An 18,642-nucleotide genomic window follows, 5' to 3' on the forward strand; every position below is an offset into this window, starting at 1 on the left:
ATTTATTATCTCAATTCACTTTAATAGTTGTTTTTAAGTTCTTAACTTAAAAAGGTTAAAAATAAACAATCATACTTATATATAATTATGGATTACCATAATTATATAATTCTATAACTGTAGCTAGAATCAGCTAATAACCCCGTGTTCAATACGGCCAAGGGTTTGCCGTAAGATATGTATTCCATCGGGGGAGATTAAATAAGATGCAGGTGTCCTACCGCCCAATGCAGTACATTTTCTTTCCAGCCATTGGTGGAATTTCGTTTTGTCCCCAAAGACTTGGTAACCGTATTCGTATAAATTGTTTAACTCCTTGGTCATCGAATTATTAAATTTCCCAAGTATAGAACTTGAAATGTTGAATTGGTAAGTTTATATATCAAAATGCTTATGCGATACGAAATTTAGGTGTTCGTAATGGTCTACATACCCGAGCTGATTGGAAACCAGTTTGGTGCCTTTGACATCAATTTCCGGTAGAACCCTGTGGTTATGCCCATAGATCCAATAGTCAATTTCAGAATTGGCAATAAAATCGGTTTTTTCGGCACAGAAAGCCTCATTGAATTTACTGTTTTTATGCTCCGGGGCATTGCACAGTTCGCTGGGCAGGTGATGGGTAACCACTACTTTTTTGCTCTCCTCTTGGACTTCTTTTTCAATGAACTGAAAGCACTTTTTATGTATTTCGTTAAAATGGTAGGGACTGAAACGTTTGCCCTTGTATTTGATCCTGTGAAAATCGGTAATCCCCAACCTGATAGTTTTGGTGTGCTCCACAATACGTGCCCACATGGTTGAAAAAATAAGCTTTACGCCTTCTTCATAAGCGATGTCGTTATGGATAAGCTTAACGTTGTCCAATAGATCTTCGTTTATGGATCCTTCACAGACCGACACATCGTATCCCCTGTAAAACTCATGGTTACCTGGGATGATGTATGTCTGGCGGAAATTATCGGAAACTCCTTTTAAGAAGTCAAGGTTTTTAAAGTTTTCATCTAAATAGTAAGTATCACCTGCAATAACAAGGATATCCCCCGCAACAACCATTGGATTGTTCTTGATCCAATCATTATTGCCTAAAATTTCCAAATGTAAATCCGAGCAATATTGTATTTTCATCTGTTCTTATTTATTGGGTTTTCAATGGTCAGATGGAATTTGCCATAGAAAATTACGGTTGATATTAACTTAATTGATATGGCTCATTTCATAATTTAAATCTAGTCGTTTTCTAAAAAAATATAGGTTGTCTTCTGTAGGTATTTTGATTTATAGCTACTGTAAAGCTCATGGTACAGGGCATCAAAATCATTCTGCGGAAGATGTTCCTGTCCGTCCAAAAACTCCCTATGTTCCTCATTGAACCCCTTTGCGATAGTGTCCAACACCTTAAATTGGTAAAGTTCTTTGGTTGAACTGTAGTCAGCTGCCAAATTAAGGTACATGTCCTTTAGGGTTTGTAGGAAAGAATATTCACCTTCCTCGGTATATTCAAGGTTTTGAATGGCGGTGAGCACAAATTCAGCTGACCAGTCGCCAATACCCGCATGGGAATTCCACTCTGGGAACGCCCTGTTCATAAAATGGATTATTTCATTGTAAAGAAGCGTTTCCGAATATTCATTGATAAGCTGGAAATAATCTGCGTGCAATTCCCTAAAATCAATTAAATCCTGTATTTGCGATGGCCTGAACATGTCCCTTGCTGTTTATATGATTATATAATTCTGGAATGCTATAAATTAAAAAATATTATCCAATTGGTTACGCTTGATGTCGATCTGCTCCTTTATCTCCGTTTCATAGTTCCGTAGAAACTCCTGAACTATGTTATGCACTATCTGGGTTTTGTTCACGTCGAACACATCGGCCAGCATGGAAATCCTTTCATGGGTCACAAGGTTGCTGTTTATCAATTTTCGGTCACGTTTCTCTTTTTCGGGAACGGGTTTCCCTAAAATTCTTTTAATGCTCATTTTTATGGAATTAAAAAAGCGCGGAACTGAACTTGAAGTAACAAGGTATCGCCAAACACCCTACACCAAACAAGAACAGCCCACGCCGAAACGTGGGCGTCTTAGCTCTGATCATTGGTGTATAAAAATTGGCGATTTCTGTTACCCAACCAAAAGCTAAACGCTTTATGTTATTATATCTATTTACATTTTAAAATGTGTTGCAAGATACATAGATATATTTATTTGCAATATCCTACGTATCTGTTTTTAGGTATATCTCCAAAGCCCTATTAATGGATTTCTTGATGCTCTGGTTGTTGTCCAAGGCGTTCTGCTTCAGCCGTTTCAGTAAAGTCTTTTCTAGATAAAAGGAGAACTGTACCTCGTCTGAAGTGTTGGTTTTAACGGGAACCACTTTCTGTACGGTTTTGTTTCTATTGTTGGCCTTCGCTTTGTTTATAAGGTCGTTTAAATGTTGTTTTTCCATAATTATATAATGCTATATTTATATAATTCCATAATCATGGAACTATACAAGTTTGGTTATTATTTCTTCCGTTAGCCTGTCCAGTTGCTTTTTAGCGTTCCTATCATTGTCAACCCCATTTAAAAGAACGGATCGGGTGAATGCCACCAAATCGCTGATATGGGTTTTGGCGATAGGTATATTGTATTCCTCAAGCCCGATAAGAATATCCAAGGTGAGGGTGGTATTGGCTTTTACCATATTGAAAACCACCATAGCCCTATCCGAGCCATTTTCTTTCTCAATGAGTTCCAAAGTACTTTTGATGGCCAACAGGTCCAGAATCCCTGCCTTGGTGGGCACAACGATCAGGTCTGCGAGCTGGATCAACTGTGGCAGCTGATTGGATAGATAGGGTGGGGTATCCACAAATATGAAATCGTAATCCAATTCGGGAATAGCAGCGGTATCATCCGTAAATGGTATAATGTCAAAATCCGTTACCAAACCGTTTAATTGCGATAAGCTTCCCTGAAGGTCCAAATCCACAATAGCGACAGTGCTACTTTTGGAAAGGTTCTGTGCGAGGTTGAAAGCAAGAGTTGATTTGCCAACACCTCCCTTTTGATGGGTTATAAGTATAATTTTGCTCATTGTTTTATAGAATTATATTTTTATATAAAGGGAAAAGAAGTATTTGGTACACGCATTTGTCCCAAACGTCATTCGGTACACATCCTTTCACAGCATCCGTTTCTTTTTCTTCTTTTTCCGTAAATCTTCTTGATGGTCGTTAGGTGTCCTGTCACTATGGAGCTTCATTATTTTTTCTATTTCTGTCATCATTTCAAATTTTGCAGGATCGTGGGCAATTGGATTGTATGTATTCTCTTTTGCTCTTTTGGCCTCTACATCAGATCGGTCATCGGTAACAAATGGTGAAAGTTTCGTCCATTTTAATTTAACTTCTTCACCGGTATATCTAAAGCCTGTTTTTCGATCTGTAAAAGAAACCCCTATTATGTTGTTCTTTCTATCACCTGATTTTGCCCTAAGTACATTCAGTCCAATGCCTTTCTTGGAAAGAGAAACTGTTAAGTCATTTAGGCTAACAACCATATTTCTATTCTGAAGGGGATTAAAAATGCTGAACACCGTTCCCCTTACATTCTTTAAATGTTTGCTTTTTTGGTTCTTATTTCTCTCAAAGAAAGCCTGAAGATCACTGTGAAGCATTTTTTTAGTGGTTTCTGACGCTTTTAATGATTTTCCAGCTTGTTGCTTCACTTTTTCTCCGTTCTCTTTTACAGCCTCTTTAAAAAGATAATAAGTAAGCCCATGTAAGTTTTCATCGTAGTAAAAATCTATATTGTAACTGTTCAAAAACTGCTTAAGTTCTTTTTCATTCAATGGGAGCTTACTCATTGCCACGTATAGCGACTGGTCAATAATGTTCCTTAGATCTCCTTTTCCTTTTTCTACGTATTCCAAAACTTCTTTTTTTAAATCCTTTACCCCTGGCATAGTTGATTGGTCATTGGCGATGATCAAACCATAAGACCTTTCGATGCTGTCGGTTATCCTTTTGCTACGCCTTCTTTCCATGGAATCCTTGATCTTCCTACCATCCATACCTATTCTAGAGGAAACAATATGTACATGGGGATGCGAAGCATCAAAATGTTGGAATACAGCATAGGGTTGGTCTCCATATCCCATTTCGTTCATGTACTGCTCAGCAATTTCCTTGAGCCTTTTTTCGTTTAAAAACGTCAAATCATTTTTGTGGAAATTTAGGGATACATGAAAGTTTCGGTTTTTTACATTGGGGTTTAAATTATTTTGGTATTGGATCATTTTTTGGATTCCTGCTTGAGTGCCATCATTGATATTGTTCAACATCAAAACGGAAGCTTCCCCATTTTCCACTTTTTTGGTGTTATAGGCAACCATGCCCTTTACGTTATCGCCGGAAGTAATATTAGCTACCATTTTCCAGTTGTTTTATGATGGATTTAAATGAGAGTATAATATCACGGATCGAAACAACATCCCGATAGGATAGTTTGGTAGTGGTTTGGTCTTTAAAAACAAATTTCATCAGACCATTTAGGTTAGTTCCCGCTTTTTTAAGTTGAAAGATTAAACGCTCATCCAGGATTCTATCTTTTTCACTTTTTCCCAATTGCAACTTTTTTAATAGCCGGTCATTTTCTAAGAACAATTTGCTTCGTAGAAAATGGTTAAAAGACTTTGAGCCATATGTTTTTTGTGTTTCAAAAATGACGAGCAAATTTTTGTATTCTTTTTCAGTGAACCGGATTGATATTATTTTATCTCTTGGAGTATTTGTTTTTGGTCTTGCCATAATTGATATGTTTTGGATGAATCGACTTTGGAGGTTCTAAATTCTTTTGCTGATAAGTAAAAGCAAGGCCTTTAAAATGGTATTTTAAAGGTTTTTGTATTACAAAAACACACCTTGCTCTTTCCTACGACACATTGATTTTAATCCTGGGCGAAAATTCCAGAATGTAATCTTTAATGGGAAGCTAAAGTCTTCTACTATCTCCATCTAGTTGAAGAATATTACACATTCGAATTATTCTATCGGAAACCCTTTCACCATATCTTTTTTGAATTTCATTGATGCTTAGATTTGATGTTATGTATGTTTTGGTATTATTTTCAATAAAGGCATTATACCTTCTCTCCAGAATAGTTTGGAATATATCTTCCTTGCCAAAGATGTAGGTATTGTTAGCTTCTTTTTCACTACCAAGATCATCAAAAATGAAATTCCCTTTTGAGTAGTTGCCTATTATATAATCTTTATATCTATCCAAGTTGTACTTAGAAACAACCTCCTCAGCAGAAATCAATGGAGCCCATAATTTCTTAATTCCGTATTTAACTGAAACATTTTGAATTATTTTAAAGCTTGTCGTTTTCCCTGAGCCTGGTTTTCCATATACAAAAAGCCCTTTCTCTAATTCTCCATTATGATCATTTTCGAAAGAAACGTCTCTAGCCCAGTATTTACAGAATAGATTGTAAAAGTTTTTGTTATCTGCATCAACCACAAAACTTCTGTTTTCTAATTCAAAAAATGAAATAGCCTCTTGGTTGAATATGCGTTTTAAATTATGAGTCATGATTTTGTTATTTCTTTCTTTTTTTGGCGCAATTTTTTTTCTTTCTTTTTGCAATTCTAAAACCTTTTTGACATGAACTAATCCTCTCCTCATATACTATTATTTTTTCCCTTTTCATTCCAAAGGTTGTCCCCTTGAAAAATTTGATTTTTTAGTTTCCTCTATTAAAGGATTTTTATCTGAATCATTTTTTATTCTATTGGGCTTTTTATTCTTATGTGTAGGACTTTTACCGTGTCCGTTTTTTACCGTGTCGGTATTTTCCCTACACGGTGAAACTTGGATGGGTTGCTCATTTATTATATAACAGTTTGCTCCAAATTGCCCTCCTTTTCGCTCCTGTTCAATTTTAGTAATCCATCCAGAATAAACGAGTTCATTCAAGTATTTTCTTAGAGTTTCAATTGAATAACCCATCGCCTTCGCTAACCCATAATTATAAAATTTCCAGTCATTACTTTGACTTGCCATATAAATGAATAATAGACGTGCCCTATCTGAAATCTCTTTATCTCGAATTAGTTTATTAGGGATTACAGTAAATCCACTTTTCAGGTTATTTTTTATATTATTCATGATTGAATAATTACCTTCTACTTGGTTTTACTAAATGAGGGTTTTTTCGAGCTATTTTTAACAATTCAGCTTTACTGTAGAATACTGAGCGCCCAATCTCATAGTAAGGAATTTTGCCTTTTTTCTTCAAGCTTATAATAGTAGGTATCGATATCCCAAGTAACTTCGCAGCGTTGGCTTGAGTTAAACGATCTTCTTCGGGGTCAATGGGGAGGTCTGAAATAGTTTCTGTCTTTCTGATTTCATCAATAATCATTTTGACAGCTCTTTTTAAATCTTTTTTGTTGTGTGTGTAAAATAGAATGTTGCCCATGTTAATCAAATTTTAGCTTTAATAATCGTTTTCGTGAGCTAAACTAGATGTAAAATGGGGTCTTGGGAAGTTCCCAGTCTAAATTTGGGATGTTATTTTATTGAAAAAGCTTAAACTGAGCAATGGTTGAGGAAGAGAAAAATTGTTCCTTAAAGTATGATTGGTTAGCATCAAATTTCTTGCGCAGTCCATCTTTTGATAATCCAATGTTGGGAACATTTAAATGTTTCAATTCAGTAACCATTAAACATTCTAAAAATATCTTTTTCGGTTGGCTCTGTTGGGAAGTTATTTTTTTATTATGAAGCAGATAAAACATAAATCCTGTTAAAAGTTTAACTTTTCTCTTATTTAAAAAAGTTAAAGACGTGCCATAATTTGGTATAGTACCGTATTTACTATCCCATTCAAAAATGTTATTGATAAATACATTTATTTGTTGCTCTTGCTTTTCATTTTTTGGTGCTAACAGCCTAACTAAGACTTTTTTCAAATCGTTTGGATTCTTGTTTAGAATTATCTTTCTTTCATTCCTAGATTTAACCTCTTCGATATCCGTAGGTTTAATGTGTTTCGAATAGCTTTGGAAGCTTAAAGTGATAAAGCCTGCAAAACAGAATAGAATCCCACTGAGCATAGCTAGTTGAAACATTATGTCATTATTATCTACAACTATCCATAAAGCGGCAAACAGAAAAATAAATGCTAAATTTAAAAGTCCAAGATTTTTATTTATCCAATTTTTTATCATCTTTCTGAATTTTATTCCAAGTGTTGTCCATTTCATTTTGTTTAAAATCTTCTGCAATTTTTACATAACGCTTAAAAGTACTTTCCTTTTTATGTCCCGTAATATTTCGAACAACCATTTCCTTCATTCCTAAAATCAAACTATTGGTTACAAATGTTTTTCTGGCCGTATGACTAGTAATAAACTTATGTTTTGGTTCTGTTGTATCTATTCGTTTTTGACCCACATACCTCGTTATAGTGGTTGGGGTGTCGATTTCTGCATCCGCGCAACATTCTTTTATGTAGCTATTAAACTTTTGGGATGATATAACAGGAAGTGGCTCATATAAGGTATTCTTATACTTATCAAGTATAGCTTTGGAATAATTATTTAAAGGAATAATATGGTCTATAGTCTTAGTCTTCTGTATATTTAATTTGATGTGATCTTCAAAAATATTTGATGCGCGCAACTGTTTTATATCGGAAAACCTTAATCCTGTAAAACATCCGAAACAATAAGTATCCCTCACGTGCTCTAGTTTCTTCGATTTAAACTTATGGTTATAAAGCTTCATTAATTCATCCATTGTCAAATAAATCACTTCAACCTCCTGCTGGGAAGTTTTAAATTTTTTAAAATCCAGATTCTCATGATAACCCCTATCAAAAGCCCAATTCATGAATGTTTTGAGAATGCTTATAATTTTATCGAAATAGTTAACCATTATCCCTTTCTCTTGAAAGGAGTAGTCTCTTATCTTTTCAAAAAAATCAATTGTTATGGTTTCAAACCTTAAAGGGTAATCCTTTTTAATAGAGAACTCTTCAATAAAGTTTTTGGCGGTGCCATAACGGATTAATGTGCGCTCAGCCTTGGTGCTTCTACCTGTCTCTATATATTCATCAAATGACGGTAAAAATTCATTAGCTAGAGTTATTCCTTTCAAACCAGAATTTAACTTCTCTTTTATATATTCTTTAGTGGGGGTGATATCATTTAATAAAATATACCTTTGAAGCTTCCGTAACTTTTCCGCAAATTCATCAATTTTTTGATTATACTCAACAGCGTAGTTGTAAGGTTCTTTCTTTTTAGAAGGAATAATCCGCTGGGTTCTCTCATCCCAATGCATTTTATCGCATTTTACTTCTGGGACAGCTTTGAACAATTTAAAACCATTTGCCGAGATTAATGTTCTAATAGGTGCGTATCCATCTTTATCGAATTTATCCGTTCTTAAATGAAATGAAACTTTCATATAAATTAATTTTGATTTAAATATACAAAAGGGGATACAAATAGGGATACTTTTTTGAATAAAAAGTAAATTAAACACATATAAAAACAAATAACCTATCCTATGTATAACAGTATTATTTGGTTTAAAAGGGATTAAAAGCGGTTAAATTTAATGGTACTCCCGCCTCGAGTACTTAAACCCTTGTTAATCATTTTGATTTTCAAGGGTTTTTTGTTTTTGAACTTTAACTTTGCACTCTTTCTTGTAAATTATCTTTCATGCATCAAACTAAAAAAGAAGAATTATGGAATGCCGTTACGCACGGAGTAGGGGCGGTGTTGAGTTTGGTTGGGCTTGTTGTCTTGTTAACTTCAGATAATCATAAGACCGAATTTAGCACGTTAAGCATTTGGATGTATGGGTTGTCTGCTTTTCTGCTATTTTCCATCTCAACACTATATCATTCGGTGAGTGATGCGGAAAAAAAGATTTTTCTTCGGAAGTTAGATCATATCAGTATCTATTTTTTGATTGCCGGCACCTACACCCCTGTTTGCCTCATTGCGTTGGAAAATGGCTCTGGTTGGTCTATGTTTTGGGTTGTTTGGGGAATAACTGCCGTGGGGATGATTTTAAAACTATTCTTTACTGGAAAGTTTGAGTATTTATCCTTGCTACTCTACCTAGCTATGGGCTGGCTTATCATTTTTGATGTTCAAAACCTTATTGCAACGCTTTCCAGAGAATCGCTTACGCTTTTAATTGTTGGTGGTTTATTTTACACCGTCGGAGTTGTGTTTTATGCTATTAAAAGAATTCCATATTACCATGTAATTTGGCACTTCTTTGTTTTAGGCGGTGCTATAAGTCATTATTTTATGGTGCTGAGTTTGGTTTAAGCCTTTATAAAATCTTCGAAATCCAAATAGAATTCTTCAAATTTCTGCATGTTCTCATTTAGGAAAACCATGGTTTCTTGCCAAGTATTTTTATTGTGAATGCTCACCCCTTCTTTCAAAACAAAAATTCTAGATATTTCTTTGCCGTTATCCAAGTAATGAACATCTTCATAAACGGCCTCTGGAAGATAATTTTCTTTTAAAACCGATTTAAGCGATTCCATTTTTTCGTAATACTTAATTCGGTTCTCCAAATCCTGGTGTTCAATATCTAGCATCACCATGGCCTTTTTCTTGTCAAAATAAAATTTAAAAGAAAAGTCCTTAATCTTGGTGTTGTATAAAATCCACTTCCGAGGAAATGATTTTCCGAATGAAATCCAAAATTCTTTTCTAAGTGCTTTTGATTCTTCCCTACTGAACATTGTTAAAATAAATTATGGATGCAAAAATACACATAAAGATTGCTAAGAGTAAAATTTAAAACGCCTGCAATGCAGTTGAATGTTAATTAGGTTTTGTTTTCTCAATTTTATCTTTATTTTCACGTCAAAATATAAATATTCAGCAATAAGTATCGTTACTTATTTGATGAATTGATATGTAATGATGATTTTTAGTAAGTATTTGCTAAAATAAAGGAATCCCTAAATTACTGTAAAGATTAATGAAACGAAGAGATTTTGTAATAAAAGGTAGTGCGGCGTTAGCGGCGACATCTGCTTTTGGTTCGGTGGCTAACAATGTATTTTCCAAGGAGAAACCCATTCAAATTGGAGTGATTGGTACCGGTAGTCGTGGAGGCGGATTAATTCCGTTTTTAAATGAGATTGAAGGTGTTGAGGTAGCCGCTTGTTGCGATGTTTTGCCTTTCCGTTTGGAAAATGGTTTGCGTAGAACAGGCAATAAAGCCAAAGGGTATGTCGATTACCGAAAATTACTGGACGATAAAAATATAGATGCTGTTTTAATTGCTACTCCTTTTGCCACGCATGGTAAAATTGCCATAGACGCCCTTCAAGCTGGTAAACATGTGTATTGTGAGAAAACCATGACACGTGGATATCAGGAAATAAAGGAACTGATAGATACGGCCAAAAACTCTGGAAAGATAATGCAAACAGGGCATCAATACCATAGTTCGCGGTTGTATGTAGATGTAGTTAAATCCATTCATGAAGGAAAAATAGGTGAAATAGCTGCTTTTGAATGCCAATGGAACCGTAATGGTGATTGGAGGCGAGCAGTGCCAGATCCTTCTTTGGAAAGAGCCATCAATTGGAGGATGTATGAAGAATTTTCGGGCGGACTAACCGCGGAACTTTGCTCGCATCAAATCGATTTTGCCAATTGGGTTACTAAATCCACTCCTGAACGTGTGATGGGAATGGGAGGCATCGATTATTGGAAAGACGGTAGGGAGACTTACGATAATGTGCATTTGCTATATGAATATCCAAAAGGGATTAAGGCAAAGTTTACTTGTTTGACTTCTAACTCCAAAGATGATTACCAGATTAAGGTTATGGGCGATAAGGGAACGCTTATTCTTGATTACACCAAAGCATGGTTCTATCCGGAAGGTGCCTATGAGGCCAAAAAATTGGTTGGCGAAGTAGATGGTGTATCAGGAGCCACAATAAACAATGGTTGGGATGAAGGCAAAGGAATTCCCCTGCCAAACAATCATGCGAACCCAACAAAGCAGGCCTTAATGGATTTTAGGGATAGTATTAGAACCAATACCACACCAATCTCCAATGCGGTTACGGGAGGAAAAGCCGCTACTGCCGTGCAAATGGGAATCGACGCAATGCATCAAAATAAAATCGTTCATTGGGACGAGGTATCGCTTATTTAAACGGGGTCAATAACCTAAAAAAGATGATAATAGAACATTCTACAATAATAACCGCAATATTCATTTTTTCGATCAGCACTTTTTTCTGTTGGAAGATTTTAAGTAATTACACTAAAAAGCAACTAAGTGAAAAGATGCAAAAACAATGGAATTCAAAACTTTATTTGTGGCAGGGTGTAATATTTTACAGTACAGGATTAACATTTCTCTTTATGTTTATTTTAAAATGGTCTAACATTTTATCATTTTAGAATTTTTAGATAATAAATACCTATTCCTGCTAAATTTTATCTTGTGGGGTGAAAAAAACATAGAACTGAAAACAAAGTCGGAATAAATTAAAATTCAGCCACTCGTAACTAGGAGTAGCTTTTTGATTCTTGACAATTTAAAAGTTTGCCCAAACAAGAGATGTTTTACGAATAGTAAAATTAGAATATGGCTATAAATAGAGAATTTTTACACGATGCTATCGTACGGCAATAAGGGCTGTTAAAAACTGCTCTGGACACCTTTGAAACTCCAACCGATACGTCTATTAACCTGTCCTAACAGGTTGTATAACCCCAAAATATACGTTTACTAACCTATCCGTTGGTATAAAAGAATGCTTTTTCCACGTCTTTAACCGCTTCGTCGGGGTTATTTATACAAATCGACACGTCTTGCAACCTAAAATTTGGGGTTAAAACACCCAAGTTTGAGGTTAAAAAGGGAAAAATAGACGTCAATTATGCCGCCATTTAGGTTTGGGGACCTAAAAATTTCATTAAAATAATCCGTTGGATAGGTTCTATAACCTATCAAGACCTATAAATTATGCGGAACGAGACCAAAACAACGTATAAAGAATGTTCTTAAAGGCAAGTTGTGGCATGCATAACTTGTTAGTCCCGAAACAATTATGCGGGAGAGGAGTATTAAACATAATAGGCAATTACAATTCCTACTAAAATAACAACCAACTTTCTGAGGTTGAATTTATGTCCTTCGGAACTTTCAAAAAGGATTACGGTGGAAATATGTAAAAAGATACCAATAACCACAGCAGTGATTTCATGATAGTATTTTTGTAGAATGCTAAAGTTTTCAGCTAAAAAACTTCCGAAGGGCGTCATTAAAGAAAATAGAATAAGGAATACGGCTACTTTCGTTTTTTCTATTTTGGCGTTAAGAAAAAAGGTACTTAAAATAATAGCAATAGGGATTTTATGGATGATAATTCCATAAAGCAAACTATTGTGATTGTGAATGGGGAATCCTTCTAAAATTGAATGGATGCTTAAACTTATAAAAAGCAACCACGGAAAAGTTTGCATTTGGCTGTGCAAGTGTACATGGCCATGTTCTGCGCCTTTGGAAAAGAACTCCAAAAATATTTGCAACAAAATCCCGAACATTATAAACAAACCCGTTTTTTTGGCGTTTCCGTGCTCGTAAACCTCTGGGAGCATGTTGAAAACCGTAATGGATAATAAAAATGCACCACTAAACGCCAAAAATAGCTTAAGCGTGTTTTTTTCTCTTACTTTAAAAACAAGCACAAAAACATATCCTAAAAGGACGGCTAGAATGGGAAGGAAGTAATTTAACATACAAAGTGCCTTTTTTTGGCCAGTAGCTGAGGGATTATTGAATTATACCATTTACTCATCAATATTACTGGAATAAAATGTCTCTTTTTACTTTTAACGTCATCATAAAATAAAACCGTAGCTTAAGCTATGCTGTAATTTTCTTCTTCGCTAAAAGAAAAAATATTCCACTTTCTTTTACAGTAATATCGATTAATAAATGATATCAGGCGGCTAAATTAATGTATTTTTGCCTTTTAAAATAGCAGTACGATGTCTAATAATTTTAAAATGGTGGCCAAAACCATGTTTGGTTTTGAAGAAATCCTAGAAACAGAGCTCAAGAAATTAGGGGCAATTAATGTTGAAAAAGGGGTAAGAAATGTTTCTTTTGAAGGGGACAAAGGGTTTATGTACAAGGCGAACCTTTGTTTGCGTACAGCCATTAAAATTTTAAAACCGATACATAGTTTTCGGGTGAGGAGTGAACAGGATTTGTACGACAAAATCTACCAAATGGATTGGGAGGAGTACATGTCTTACAGCAATACTTTCGCTATAGATGCTACAGTGAATTCTGATAAATTCAATCACTCCTTATTTATTGCTTTAAAGACAAAAGATGCCATAGCTGATAAGTTTAGAAATGCCCACGGAAAAAGACCCGACGTGGATTTAAAATATCCCGATTTGCGTATCAACGTGCATATTCAGAAGGATATTTGTAATGTTTCGCTGGACAGTTCTGGTCAATCTTTACACCAGCGTGGTTATAAAACCGCCACAAATATCGCCCCTATTAACGAGGTTTTGGCTGCTGGAATGCTGCTGCTGAGTGGTTGGGACGGACAAACCGATTTTCTAGACCCCATGTGCGGGAGTGGGACCATACCAATTGAAGCAGCTATGATTGCCTGTAATATCCCGGCAAATATTAACAGAAGGGAATTTTCTTTTGAAAAATGGAGAGATTATGATGAAGACCTTTTCGATAAGATTGTTGAGAGTAGTCTGAAAAAAACGAGAGAGTTCCATCATAAAATTTACGGATTTGATAAGGCGCCTTCGGCAGTAAGAAAAGCCATTGATAATGTGAAAAACGCCAATTTAGCGGATTATATTTCCATAGAGAATGAAAACTTTTTTGATACTGAAAAGCAAGTGGAAGGAAAGCTTCATATGGTTTTTAACCCGCCTTATGGTGAGCGTTTGCAAATAGATATGGAGGCTTTTTATGCTGAAATTGGAGACACCTTAAAGCAAAATTATCCCAATACCGATGCTTGGTTTATCACTTCGAATATGGAAGCTATAAAAAATGTAGGATTGCGTCCTTCCAGAAGAATTAAATTATTCAATGGAAAACTGGAAAGTAAACTGCTGAAATACGAAATCTACGAAGGAAGTAAAAAAGCTAAATTCAATAATCCTAAAAGCAAATAAGCTATGTCACCAAAAACAAAAGCATTTCTTTATAACTTATTGGGTTTTGTTGGGATATTTCTCCTTCTTAGGTTCGCGCTCCTGTATTTGTTCCCAACTTTGAGTCACTTGTTGCTGGTACTAATCGCGGCATTTGCCAGTAGTGTATTGGCACCGAAATTTGCTGTAGTGAAAGAAGGTTCTAAAGAGCAAATTAAAATGAAATGGATATTTTTTAAAGGATTTAAAGACGTAAACTGATTATTGATTAATCTTAGCTTTCTTCCTCAGGCTTTTCTTCTTTCTTCTTTTTGGGTTTGTTGCTTTTAAAAATAGGGATGAGATAAGAAATGGTATAGTTGTAGCCAACTCCAAAATTACTGCCATCCGTCACTTTGTTGAATCCTGGAATGTAAAGGTTTGGAAATTGGTTGGCTTGTGTATCGTTTATTAAATAATTAAGCCGAACGCTTCCGCTCATAAAGACATTGCGGAGGATTTCTACTTTTATCCCCAAAACGATTTCTGTCCATTGCGCACTGAGTCCGCTGTATTCTCCTAAATTATCTTCTCCAAAAATGCCAGAGCCTGCTTCGTTCCAGAATTGGTTTGGAGTGTAAACTTGGTATTCATTTAAAGTCTGACTAAAAGTGCTCAATCCAAAACGAATCCCAAGATTGATAATGTTTTCCATTCCGTACCAATTTTCATAGGTGTTCCAATCGAAACCGAGTTTTAGGTAACTTCCATTGGTGGTAAAATTGAAATTGTCTTCTTGGGTGGTCTTTTCTTCATTACCCAATTCCGCAGCAACATAAAAATTATGGGAAACCCTAAAATCCCCTACCAATTCCAATCCTCGGTAGTCTTCATCTAAAATAGAACGTAAGGGCTTGCTTAGGTCAATACCCACCCGTAAACCATACCGTTGTTTAAAAGTGGTGCTATCTGCTTTAATTTTGGTTACAGAAACGGTATCTATGGCGCTACTATCTACCACTATGGTTTCCTTTTCCTGGGAAAAAGAATTTAGGGAGATAAAAAGAAATATACCACTAATGAAATATTTTAACATGGATAGTGTCTTGGATTTCTAAATTAGTTTCTTGGTCGAAAATGGCGGTAATCCATTCCCCAGGATTCTGAATGGTATCGTTTGTATAATCTGGATTGAGCGTAGTAACCAATTCAAAGAAATTAATTCCGTAACCACAGCCTCTGGAAACAAAACGCTCCTGGCGGGCGTAAGAAAATTGTAAAGTATCTATATTTCCAATTTCGTTTCCCTCTTCATTATCTCTGGAATTATTGATAATAAAAAACGTGCTTACATTTTCGGATGTTTTCAAAGGGAGGTCTACAGCCACGCGATTAGTTCTATCTGGGAAAGTGTTTAAGGTGTCCACGATGGTATAACTTCCATCTTCTTCTCTATTTACGCCGAAAACCCTCAATTTTGGAACTGCTTTTGGGGTATCCTGATTATTAAAGTTGAAAAAACCTACCTTTAAAAGGGGAGTTGTTAAGGTTTCGGGTGGACAAATATCATCTTTTTCGCAAGCGGAAAAAATGGCGCCACCGATGGCTGCTACAAAAAGTATGATTAAAAGTTTTTTCATTATACAATTAATTCTTCTTCGGAATTAAATTTATCTTTTTTCTAAAAGTACAACATTTTCCACATGATGTGTTTGCGGGAACATATCTACAGGCTGTACTTTGGTTACCTTGTACATGTCGTCCATCAGTAATAAATCCCTAGCTTGGGTAGCGCTGTTACAACTTACATACACTACTTTTTTAGGAGCAATATTTAATATTTGCTGAACCACATCTTTATGCATGCCGTCACGAGGCGGATCGGTAATAATAATATCCGGTTGGCCGTTTTCTGCAATAAACTGTTCATTAAACACCTCTTTCATATCCCCTGCGTAGAAACTAACGTTGTCGATACCGTTTAATTGTGCATTCGCTTTTGCATCTTCAATAGCCTCGGGAACTGCTTCTACACCAACTACTTTTTTGGCATTCTTAGCCACAAATTGAGCAATGGTTCCTGTTCCTGTGTATAAATCGTACACCAATTCATCACCGGTAAGCCCAGCAAAATCTCTAGTTATTTTATAAAGTTCGTACGCTTGTGCAGAATTGGTTTGGTAAAACGATTTGGCATTTATTTTAAATCGCAAACCTTCCATTTCTTCAAAAATATGGTCTCTTCCAGCAAAACAAACTACTTCTTGATCGTAAATGGTATCGTTCGGTTTCTGGTTGACCACAAATTGCAATGAAGTGATTTCAGGGAATTTTTCCTGAAGAAAATTTAGTACAAGTTCCCTTTCTTCAACGTTATCATCATAAAACTGAATAAGCACCATAATTTCCCCAGTAGAGGAGGTGCGAATCATCATCGTGCGAAGGAGTCCGTTCTGGTTTCTAGGGTCGAAAAAGGCAAGATTGTTTTCAATAGCAAAATTCCTAACCGCTAAACGAATAGCATTTGAAGGGTCTTCTTGAAGATGACATTTTTTAATATCCAAGATTTTATCCCACATACCAGGAATGTGAAATCCTAATGCGTTTTTGTTATCAATATCATCGTCACTTTCAATTTCCTTTTGCGTGAGCCATCGACTATTGGAAAAAGAAAATTCCATTTTATTTCGGTAAAAATAGATTTCTTCTGAACCTAAAATAGGAGTGAATTCGGGCAAGTCAATTTTCCCGATGCGCTTTAGATTATTTTCAACCTCTTTTTGCTTGTAGAAAAGTTGATGCTCATAGCCCATATTTTGCCATTTGCATCCCCCACAAACTCCAAAATGCTGACATTCGGGTGTCGTTCGCTTTTCCGATTCTACATGGAAATTGGCTATTTTACCTTCAAAATATGCTTTTCTTTTTTTAAATGTTTGCACATCCACAACATCCCCAGGGACAGCATACGGTAGAAAGATAACACGCCCATCTGGAGCTTTGGCAACGCCTTTCCCCTTTGCGCCCGCATCGATAACTTCTACCTTTTCAAAAAATTGTTTTCTATTCTTTCTCGACATGCGGCAAAAATAGGAGTTTTTTAGCAGGAAAATCTCTCATCATACGTTTTTTATCCAAGGAGATGCAATCAAATTCAGAAAGTAAGAATCCGAAGATTAATAATTATCACGTATCCATTCTAAAATGGGTGTCATATGTTTTTTAACTTCGGTACTGCCACCGCGGTAATGGTTGTTCATAAAACTGAAAATTAGAATTTCCCCAGATTTGGTCTCCAAATAGCCGCTTAAACAATAATTGTTGCTAAGCGTGCCTGTTTTTGCGTGCACATAGGGTTTCGGATTTCCTTTAAAATAATTCTTCAAAGTTCCTGTTTCGCCACCCGTAGGAAAAAAATCGAAAAGTTTTTCCGTAGGAATCTCCTCGTAAAGTTTATGTAAAGTAAACACCATGGATTGCGGTGTAAACAGGTTGTATCTTGATAGCCCCGAGCCATCTACCCATCTTGGGTTTTGCGTAATTCCGGCAAGCTCGTTTTTTAAAATATATTCGCGGGCCTTCCCACTACTCAAAGTGTCGCTAAGCATGGAAGACGATAAAACTAACAGTTGTTCAGCAATAAAATTATCACTTACATGCATCATTCTTTTATAAACCGAATCGGCCTTTATGCCATAAATAATTTGCTTTTCTCCCGAAGGAAAAGAGTCGGTTAGCTGAATTTTTTTATTCAAAAGGTTTTCCAGGATGCCTTTAACGGTGTTGCCGTTGGTTAAAAAAGGAACTTCTATGGTGTCGTTTTTAGAAAGACTCGCATAAAACTGATTTTTATGAAGGGCTCTTCTGTGTTTATAATGAATAGGAGCAACGCTGTCTTTAAAGTATTTGGGAGCCGTGTAAATCGAATCGCTTTTAGCAATTGTCAGGACATTTCCATAGATAGGCAGCGGACTCCTTTCGGGGGCATAGTAAGTATCGAAATCGCCCCAAGACCAGCCGGGTCCTTGAGGATCGTCTTCAAAATTATTATACACCAAATGGATATTCTCTTGATTTTTAAGAAAGTTCACCAAGGTACTGTCCTTTAAATAGGAATGTAGAGAAGCTGGATTTCCAAGACCCTTAATGTAAACCCCGTTATCATTAGTTGTATAAGCTAAAACGGGTAAATTTTCAGGTAAAAGGGTGTGGGCGGTATACAGTGTAAAAATTTTAGTGTTACTGGCAGGGGTAAAATATTTTTCTCCATTATAGTTTAATACAGTATCTCCCGTTTTAGGATTGTAAACAAAAAAGCCGGTAAATTGATTTTTGAAGAAGTCAGTTTCTAACTCTTTGCCAACTGTTTTTGTTATTTTTTTATGCGGAGCACATGCAAGAAATGTAGCGCTAATAAGCGCCAATAAAAGTATTCTCATAAGGGGAAAATTTAA

At 35.7% G+C, this 18,642-nt stretch carries 23 protein-coding genes; 4 read left to right on the plus strand and 19 right to left on the minus strand.

Annotated elements, in window-relative coordinates:
- Window positions 1-129 precede the first annotated feature (129 nt).
- The 13 genes from NDQ75_RS14895 to NDQ75_RS14955 form a co-directional block, all read right to left on the minus strand.
- Window positions 130-324 (minus strand): MbcA/ParS/Xre antitoxin family protein, encoded by a 195-nt coding sequence (locus tag NDQ75_RS14895; protein WP_202029850.1) that lies wholly within the window; start codon window positions 322-324, stop codon window positions 130-132.
- Between the two features lie 51 nt (window positions 325-375).
- Window positions 376-1,128 (minus strand): metallophosphoesterase, encoded by a 753-nt coding sequence (locus tag NDQ75_RS14900; protein ID WP_202029849.1) that lies wholly within the window; start codon window positions 1,126-1,128, stop codon window positions 376-378.
- 101 nt (window positions 1,129-1,229) lie between these two features.
- Window positions 1,230-1,706: a hypothetical protein gene (locus NDQ75_RS14905; protein ID WP_202029848.1), complete on the minus strand. Its 477-nt coding sequence runs from the start codon at window positions 1,704-1,706 to the stop codon at window positions 1,230-1,232.
- A gap of 45 nt (window positions 1,707-1,751) precedes the next feature.
- Complete coding sequence (locus NDQ75_RS14910; protein ID WP_202029847.1) at window positions 1,752-1,985, minus strand: hypothetical protein; 234 nt, start codon at window positions 1,983-1,985, stop codon at window positions 1,752-1,754.
- A 235-nt stretch (window positions 1,986-2,220) separates the two neighbouring features.
- Window positions 2,221-2,454: a hypothetical protein gene (locus NDQ75_RS14915; protein WP_202029846.1), complete on the minus strand. Its 234-nt coding sequence runs from the start codon at window positions 2,452-2,454 to the stop codon at window positions 2,221-2,223.
- A 42-nt stretch (window positions 2,455-2,496) separates the two neighbouring features.
- Entirely contained in the window at window positions 2,497-3,087 is a 591-nt protein-coding gene (locus tag NDQ75_RS14920) for a ParA family protein (protein ID WP_202029845.1), read from the minus strand.
- Between the two features lie 87 nt (window positions 3,088-3,174).
- Window positions 3,175-4,425, minus strand: a complete 1,251-nt coding sequence (locus NDQ75_RS14925; RefSeq protein ID WP_202029844.1) for a relaxase/mobilization nuclease domain-containing protein — start codon at window positions 4,423-4,425, stop codon at window positions 3,175-3,177.
- Window positions 4,415-4,618, minus strand: coding sequence for a hypothetical protein (locus NDQ75_RS14930; RefSeq protein WP_251762036.1), 204 nt, complete (start codon window positions 4,616-4,618; stop codon window positions 4,415-4,417). Before NDQ75_RS14930 ends, NDQ75_RS14925 begins: the two co-directional genes overlap by 11 nt.
- Window positions 4,619-4,985: 367 nt before the next feature.
- A complete protein-coding gene (locus NDQ75_RS14935) occupies window positions 4,986-5,681 on the minus strand; it encodes a P-loop NTPase family protein (protein WP_202029842.1) in 696 nt (231 codons plus the stop codon).
- Window positions 5,682-5,702: 21 nt separating this feature from the next.
- Entirely contained in the window at window positions 5,703-6,164 is a 462-nt protein-coding gene (locus NDQ75_RS14940) for a helix-turn-helix domain-containing protein (protein ID WP_202029841.1), read from the minus strand.
- A gap of 10 nt (window positions 6,165-6,174) precedes the next feature.
- Entirely contained in the window at window positions 6,175-6,477 is a 303-nt protein-coding gene (locus NDQ75_RS14945) for a helix-turn-helix domain-containing protein (RefSeq protein WP_207190477.1), read from the minus strand.
- A 97-nt stretch (window positions 6,478-6,574) separates the two neighbouring features.
- Window positions 6,575-7,228 (minus strand): hypothetical protein, encoded by a 654-nt coding sequence (locus NDQ75_RS14950; protein ID WP_202029840.1) that lies wholly within the window; start codon window positions 7,226-7,228, stop codon window positions 6,575-6,577.
- On the minus strand, window positions 7,206-8,471 hold the full coding sequence (locus tag NDQ75_RS14955; RefSeq protein WP_202029839.1) for a site-specific integrase: 1,266 nt from the start codon (window positions 8,469-8,471) through the stop codon (window positions 7,206-7,208). The genes NDQ75_RS14950 and NDQ75_RS14955 overlap by 23 nt, the downstream gene beginning before the upstream one ends.
- A 260-nt stretch (window positions 8,472-8,731) precedes the next feature.
- Here NDQ75_RS14955 and trhA point away from each other — a divergent pair, with 260 nt between their 5' ends.
- Window positions 8,732-9,352, plus strand: a complete 621-nt coding sequence (gene trhA, locus NDQ75_RS14960) for a PAQR family membrane homeostasis protein TrhA (RefSeq protein ID WP_202029838.1) — start codon at window positions 8,732-8,734, stop codon at window positions 9,350-9,352.
- Here trhA and NDQ75_RS14965 read toward each other — a convergent pair.
- Window positions 9,349-9,777, minus strand: a complete 429-nt coding sequence (locus NDQ75_RS14965; RefSeq protein WP_202029837.1) for a DUF4268 domain-containing protein — start codon at window positions 9,775-9,777, stop codon at window positions 9,349-9,351. The two genes, trhA and NDQ75_RS14965, sit on opposite strands and share 4 nt — an antisense overlap.
- 242 nt (window positions 9,778-10,019) lie before the next feature.
- On the opposite strand from NDQ75_RS14965, the gene NDQ75_RS14970 reads away from it, so the two are divergent.
- The gene (locus tag NDQ75_RS14970) at window positions 10,020-11,213 is read left to right on the plus strand and encodes a Gfo/Idh/MocA family protein (protein ID WP_202029836.1); all 1,194 of its coding nucleotides are present in this window, start codon (window positions 10,020-10,022) and stop codon (window positions 11,211-11,213) included.
- 920 nt (window positions 11,214-12,133) lie between these two features.
- Here NDQ75_RS14970 and NDQ75_RS14975 read toward each other — a convergent pair.
- Window positions 12,134-12,808, minus strand: a complete 675-nt coding sequence (locus NDQ75_RS14975) for a ZIP family metal transporter (protein WP_202029835.1) — start codon at window positions 12,806-12,808, stop codon at window positions 12,134-12,136.
- Between the two features lie 252 nt (window positions 12,809-13,060).
- On the opposite strand from NDQ75_RS14975, the gene NDQ75_RS14980 reads away from it, so the two are divergent.
- Complete coding sequence (locus tag NDQ75_RS14980; RefSeq protein ID WP_202029834.1) at window positions 13,061-14,230, plus strand: THUMP domain-containing class I SAM-dependent RNA methyltransferase; 1,170 nt, start codon at window positions 13,061-13,063, stop codon at window positions 14,228-14,230.
- Between the two features lie 3 nt (window positions 14,231-14,233).
- Window positions 14,234-14,470, plus strand: a complete 237-nt coding sequence (locus NDQ75_RS14985) for a hypothetical protein (protein ID WP_202029833.1) — start codon at window positions 14,234-14,236, stop codon at window positions 14,468-14,470.
- Window positions 14,471-14,483: 13 nt separating this feature from the next.
- Here the strand turns inward: NDQ75_RS14985 and NDQ75_RS14990 are convergent, their stop codons facing one another.
- The 4 genes from NDQ75_RS14990 to NDQ75_RS15005 form a co-directional block, all read right to left on the minus strand.
- A complete protein-coding gene (locus tag NDQ75_RS14990; RefSeq protein WP_202029832.1) occupies window positions 14,484-15,284 on the minus strand; it encodes a DUF6048 family protein in 801 nt (266 codons plus the stop codon).
- The gene (locus tag NDQ75_RS14995) at window positions 15,265-15,828 is read right to left on the minus strand and encodes a DUF6452 family protein (RefSeq protein ID WP_202029831.1); all 564 of its coding nucleotides are present in this window, start codon (window positions 15,826-15,828) and stop codon (window positions 15,265-15,267) included. Before NDQ75_RS14995 ends, NDQ75_RS14990 begins: the two co-directional genes overlap by 20 nt.
- Before the next feature lie 30 nt (window positions 15,829-15,858).
- Entirely contained in the window at window positions 15,859-17,268 is a 1,410-nt protein-coding gene (gene rlmD / locus NDQ75_RS15000) for a 23S rRNA (uracil(1939)-C(5))-methyltransferase RlmD (protein WP_202029830.1), read from the minus strand.
- A 96-nt stretch (window positions 17,269-17,364) separates the two neighbouring features.
- Window positions 17,365-18,627 carry a D-alanyl-D-alanine carboxypeptidase/D-alanyl-D-alanine-endopeptidase gene (locus NDQ75_RS15005; RefSeq protein WP_202029829.1) on the minus strand — a complete coding sequence of 421 codons (1,263 nt, stop codon included), beginning with the start codon at window positions 18,625-18,627 and terminating at the stop codon, window positions 17,365-17,367.
- Window positions 18,628-18,642 lie beyond the last annotated feature (15 nt).

This window comes from Galbibacter mesophilus, from assembly GCF_023721415.1.
GTDB lineage: Bacteria > Bacteroidota > Bacteroidia > Flavobacteriales > Flavobacteriaceae > Galbibacter > Galbibacter mesophilus.

What these genes read in the sequence shown, in the direction of transcription:
- NDQ75_RS14910 (WP_202029847.1), bottom strand. Translation starts at nt 1,985, where the DNA reads ATGAGCATTAAAAGAATTTTAGGGAAACCCGTTCCCGAAAAAGAGAAA.
- NDQ75_RS14920 (WP_202029845.1), bottom strand. Translation starts at nt 3,087, where the DNA reads ATGAGCAAAATTATACTTATAACCCATCAAAAGGGAGGTGTTGGCAAA.
- NDQ75_RS14975 (WP_202029835.1), bottom strand. Translation starts at nt 12,808, where the DNA reads ATGTTAAATTACTTCCTTCCCATTCTAGCCGTCCTTTTAGGATATGTT.
- NDQ75_RS14965 (WP_202029837.1), bottom strand. Translation starts at nt 9,777, where the DNA reads ATGTTCAGTAGGGAAGAATCAAAAGCACTTAGAAAAGAATTTTGGATT.
- NDQ75_RS14900 (WP_202029849.1), bottom strand. Translation starts at nt 1,128, where the DNA reads ATGAAAATACAATATTGCTCGGATTTACATTTGGAAATTTTAGGCAAT.
- NDQ75_RS14915 (WP_202029846.1), bottom strand. Translation starts at nt 2,454, where the DNA reads ATGGAAAAACAACATTTAAACGACCTTATAAACAAAGCGAAGGCCAAC.
- NDQ75_RS14925 (WP_202029844.1), bottom strand. Translation starts at nt 4,425, where the DNA reads ATGGTAGCTAATATTACTTCCGGCGATAACGTAAAGGGCATGGTTGCC.
- NDQ75_RS15005 (WP_202029829.1), bottom strand. Translation starts at nt 18,627, where the DNA reads ATGAGAATACTTTTATTGGCGCTTATTAGCGCTACATTTCTTGCATGT.
- NDQ75_RS14905 (WP_202029848.1), bottom strand. Translation starts at nt 1,706, where the DNA reads ATGTTCAGGCCATCGCAAATACAGGATTTAATTGATTTTAGGGAATTG.
- NDQ75_RS14895 (WP_202029850.1), bottom strand. Translation starts at nt 324, where the DNA reads ATGACCAAGGAGTTAAACAATTTATACGAATACGGTTACCAAGTCTTT.
- rlmD (WP_202029830.1), bottom strand. Translation starts at nt 17,268, where the DNA reads ATGTCGAGAAAGAATAGAAAACAATTTTTTGAAAAGGTAGAAGTTATC.
- NDQ75_RS14955 (WP_202029839.1), bottom strand. Translation starts at nt 8,471, where the DNA reads ATGAAAGTTTCATTTCATTTAAGAACGGATAAATTCGATAAAGATGGA.
- NDQ75_RS14990 (WP_202029832.1), bottom strand. Translation starts at nt 15,284, where the DNA reads ATGTTAAAATATTTCATTAGTGGTATATTTCTTTTTATCTCCCTAAAT.
- NDQ75_RS14995 (WP_202029831.1), bottom strand. Translation starts at nt 15,828, where the DNA reads ATGAAAAAACTTTTAATCATACTTTTTGTAGCAGCCATCGGTGGCGCC.
- NDQ75_RS14935 (WP_202029842.1), bottom strand. Translation starts at nt 5,681, where the DNA reads ATGAGGAGAGGATTAGTTCATGTCAAAAAGGTTTTAGAATTGCAAAAA.
- trhA (WP_202029838.1), top strand. Translation starts at nt 8,732, where the DNA reads ATGCATCAAACTAAAAAAGAAGAATTATGGAATGCCGTTACGCACGGA.
- NDQ75_RS14940 (WP_202029841.1), bottom strand. Translation starts at nt 6,164, where the DNA reads ATGAATAATATAAAAAATAACCTGAAAAGTGGATTTACTGTAATCCCT.
- NDQ75_RS14950 (WP_202029840.1), bottom strand. Translation starts at nt 7,228, where the DNA reads ATGATAAAAAATTGGATAAATAAAAATCTTGGACTTTTAAATTTAGCA.
- NDQ75_RS14985 (WP_202029833.1), top strand. Translation starts at nt 14,234, where the DNA reads ATGTCACCAAAAACAAAAGCATTTCTTTATAACTTATTGGGTTTTGTT.
- NDQ75_RS14970 (WP_202029836.1), top strand. Translation starts at nt 10,020, where the DNA reads ATGAAACGAAGAGATTTTGTAATAAAAGGTAGTGCGGCGTTAGCGGCG.
- NDQ75_RS14945 (WP_207190477.1), bottom strand. Translation starts at nt 6,477, where the DNA reads ATGGGCAACATTCTATTTTACACACACAACAAAAAAGATTTAAAAAGA.
- NDQ75_RS14980 (WP_202029834.1), top strand. Translation starts at nt 13,061, where the DNA reads ATGTCTAATAATTTTAAAATGGTGGCCAAAACCATGTTTGGTTTTGAA.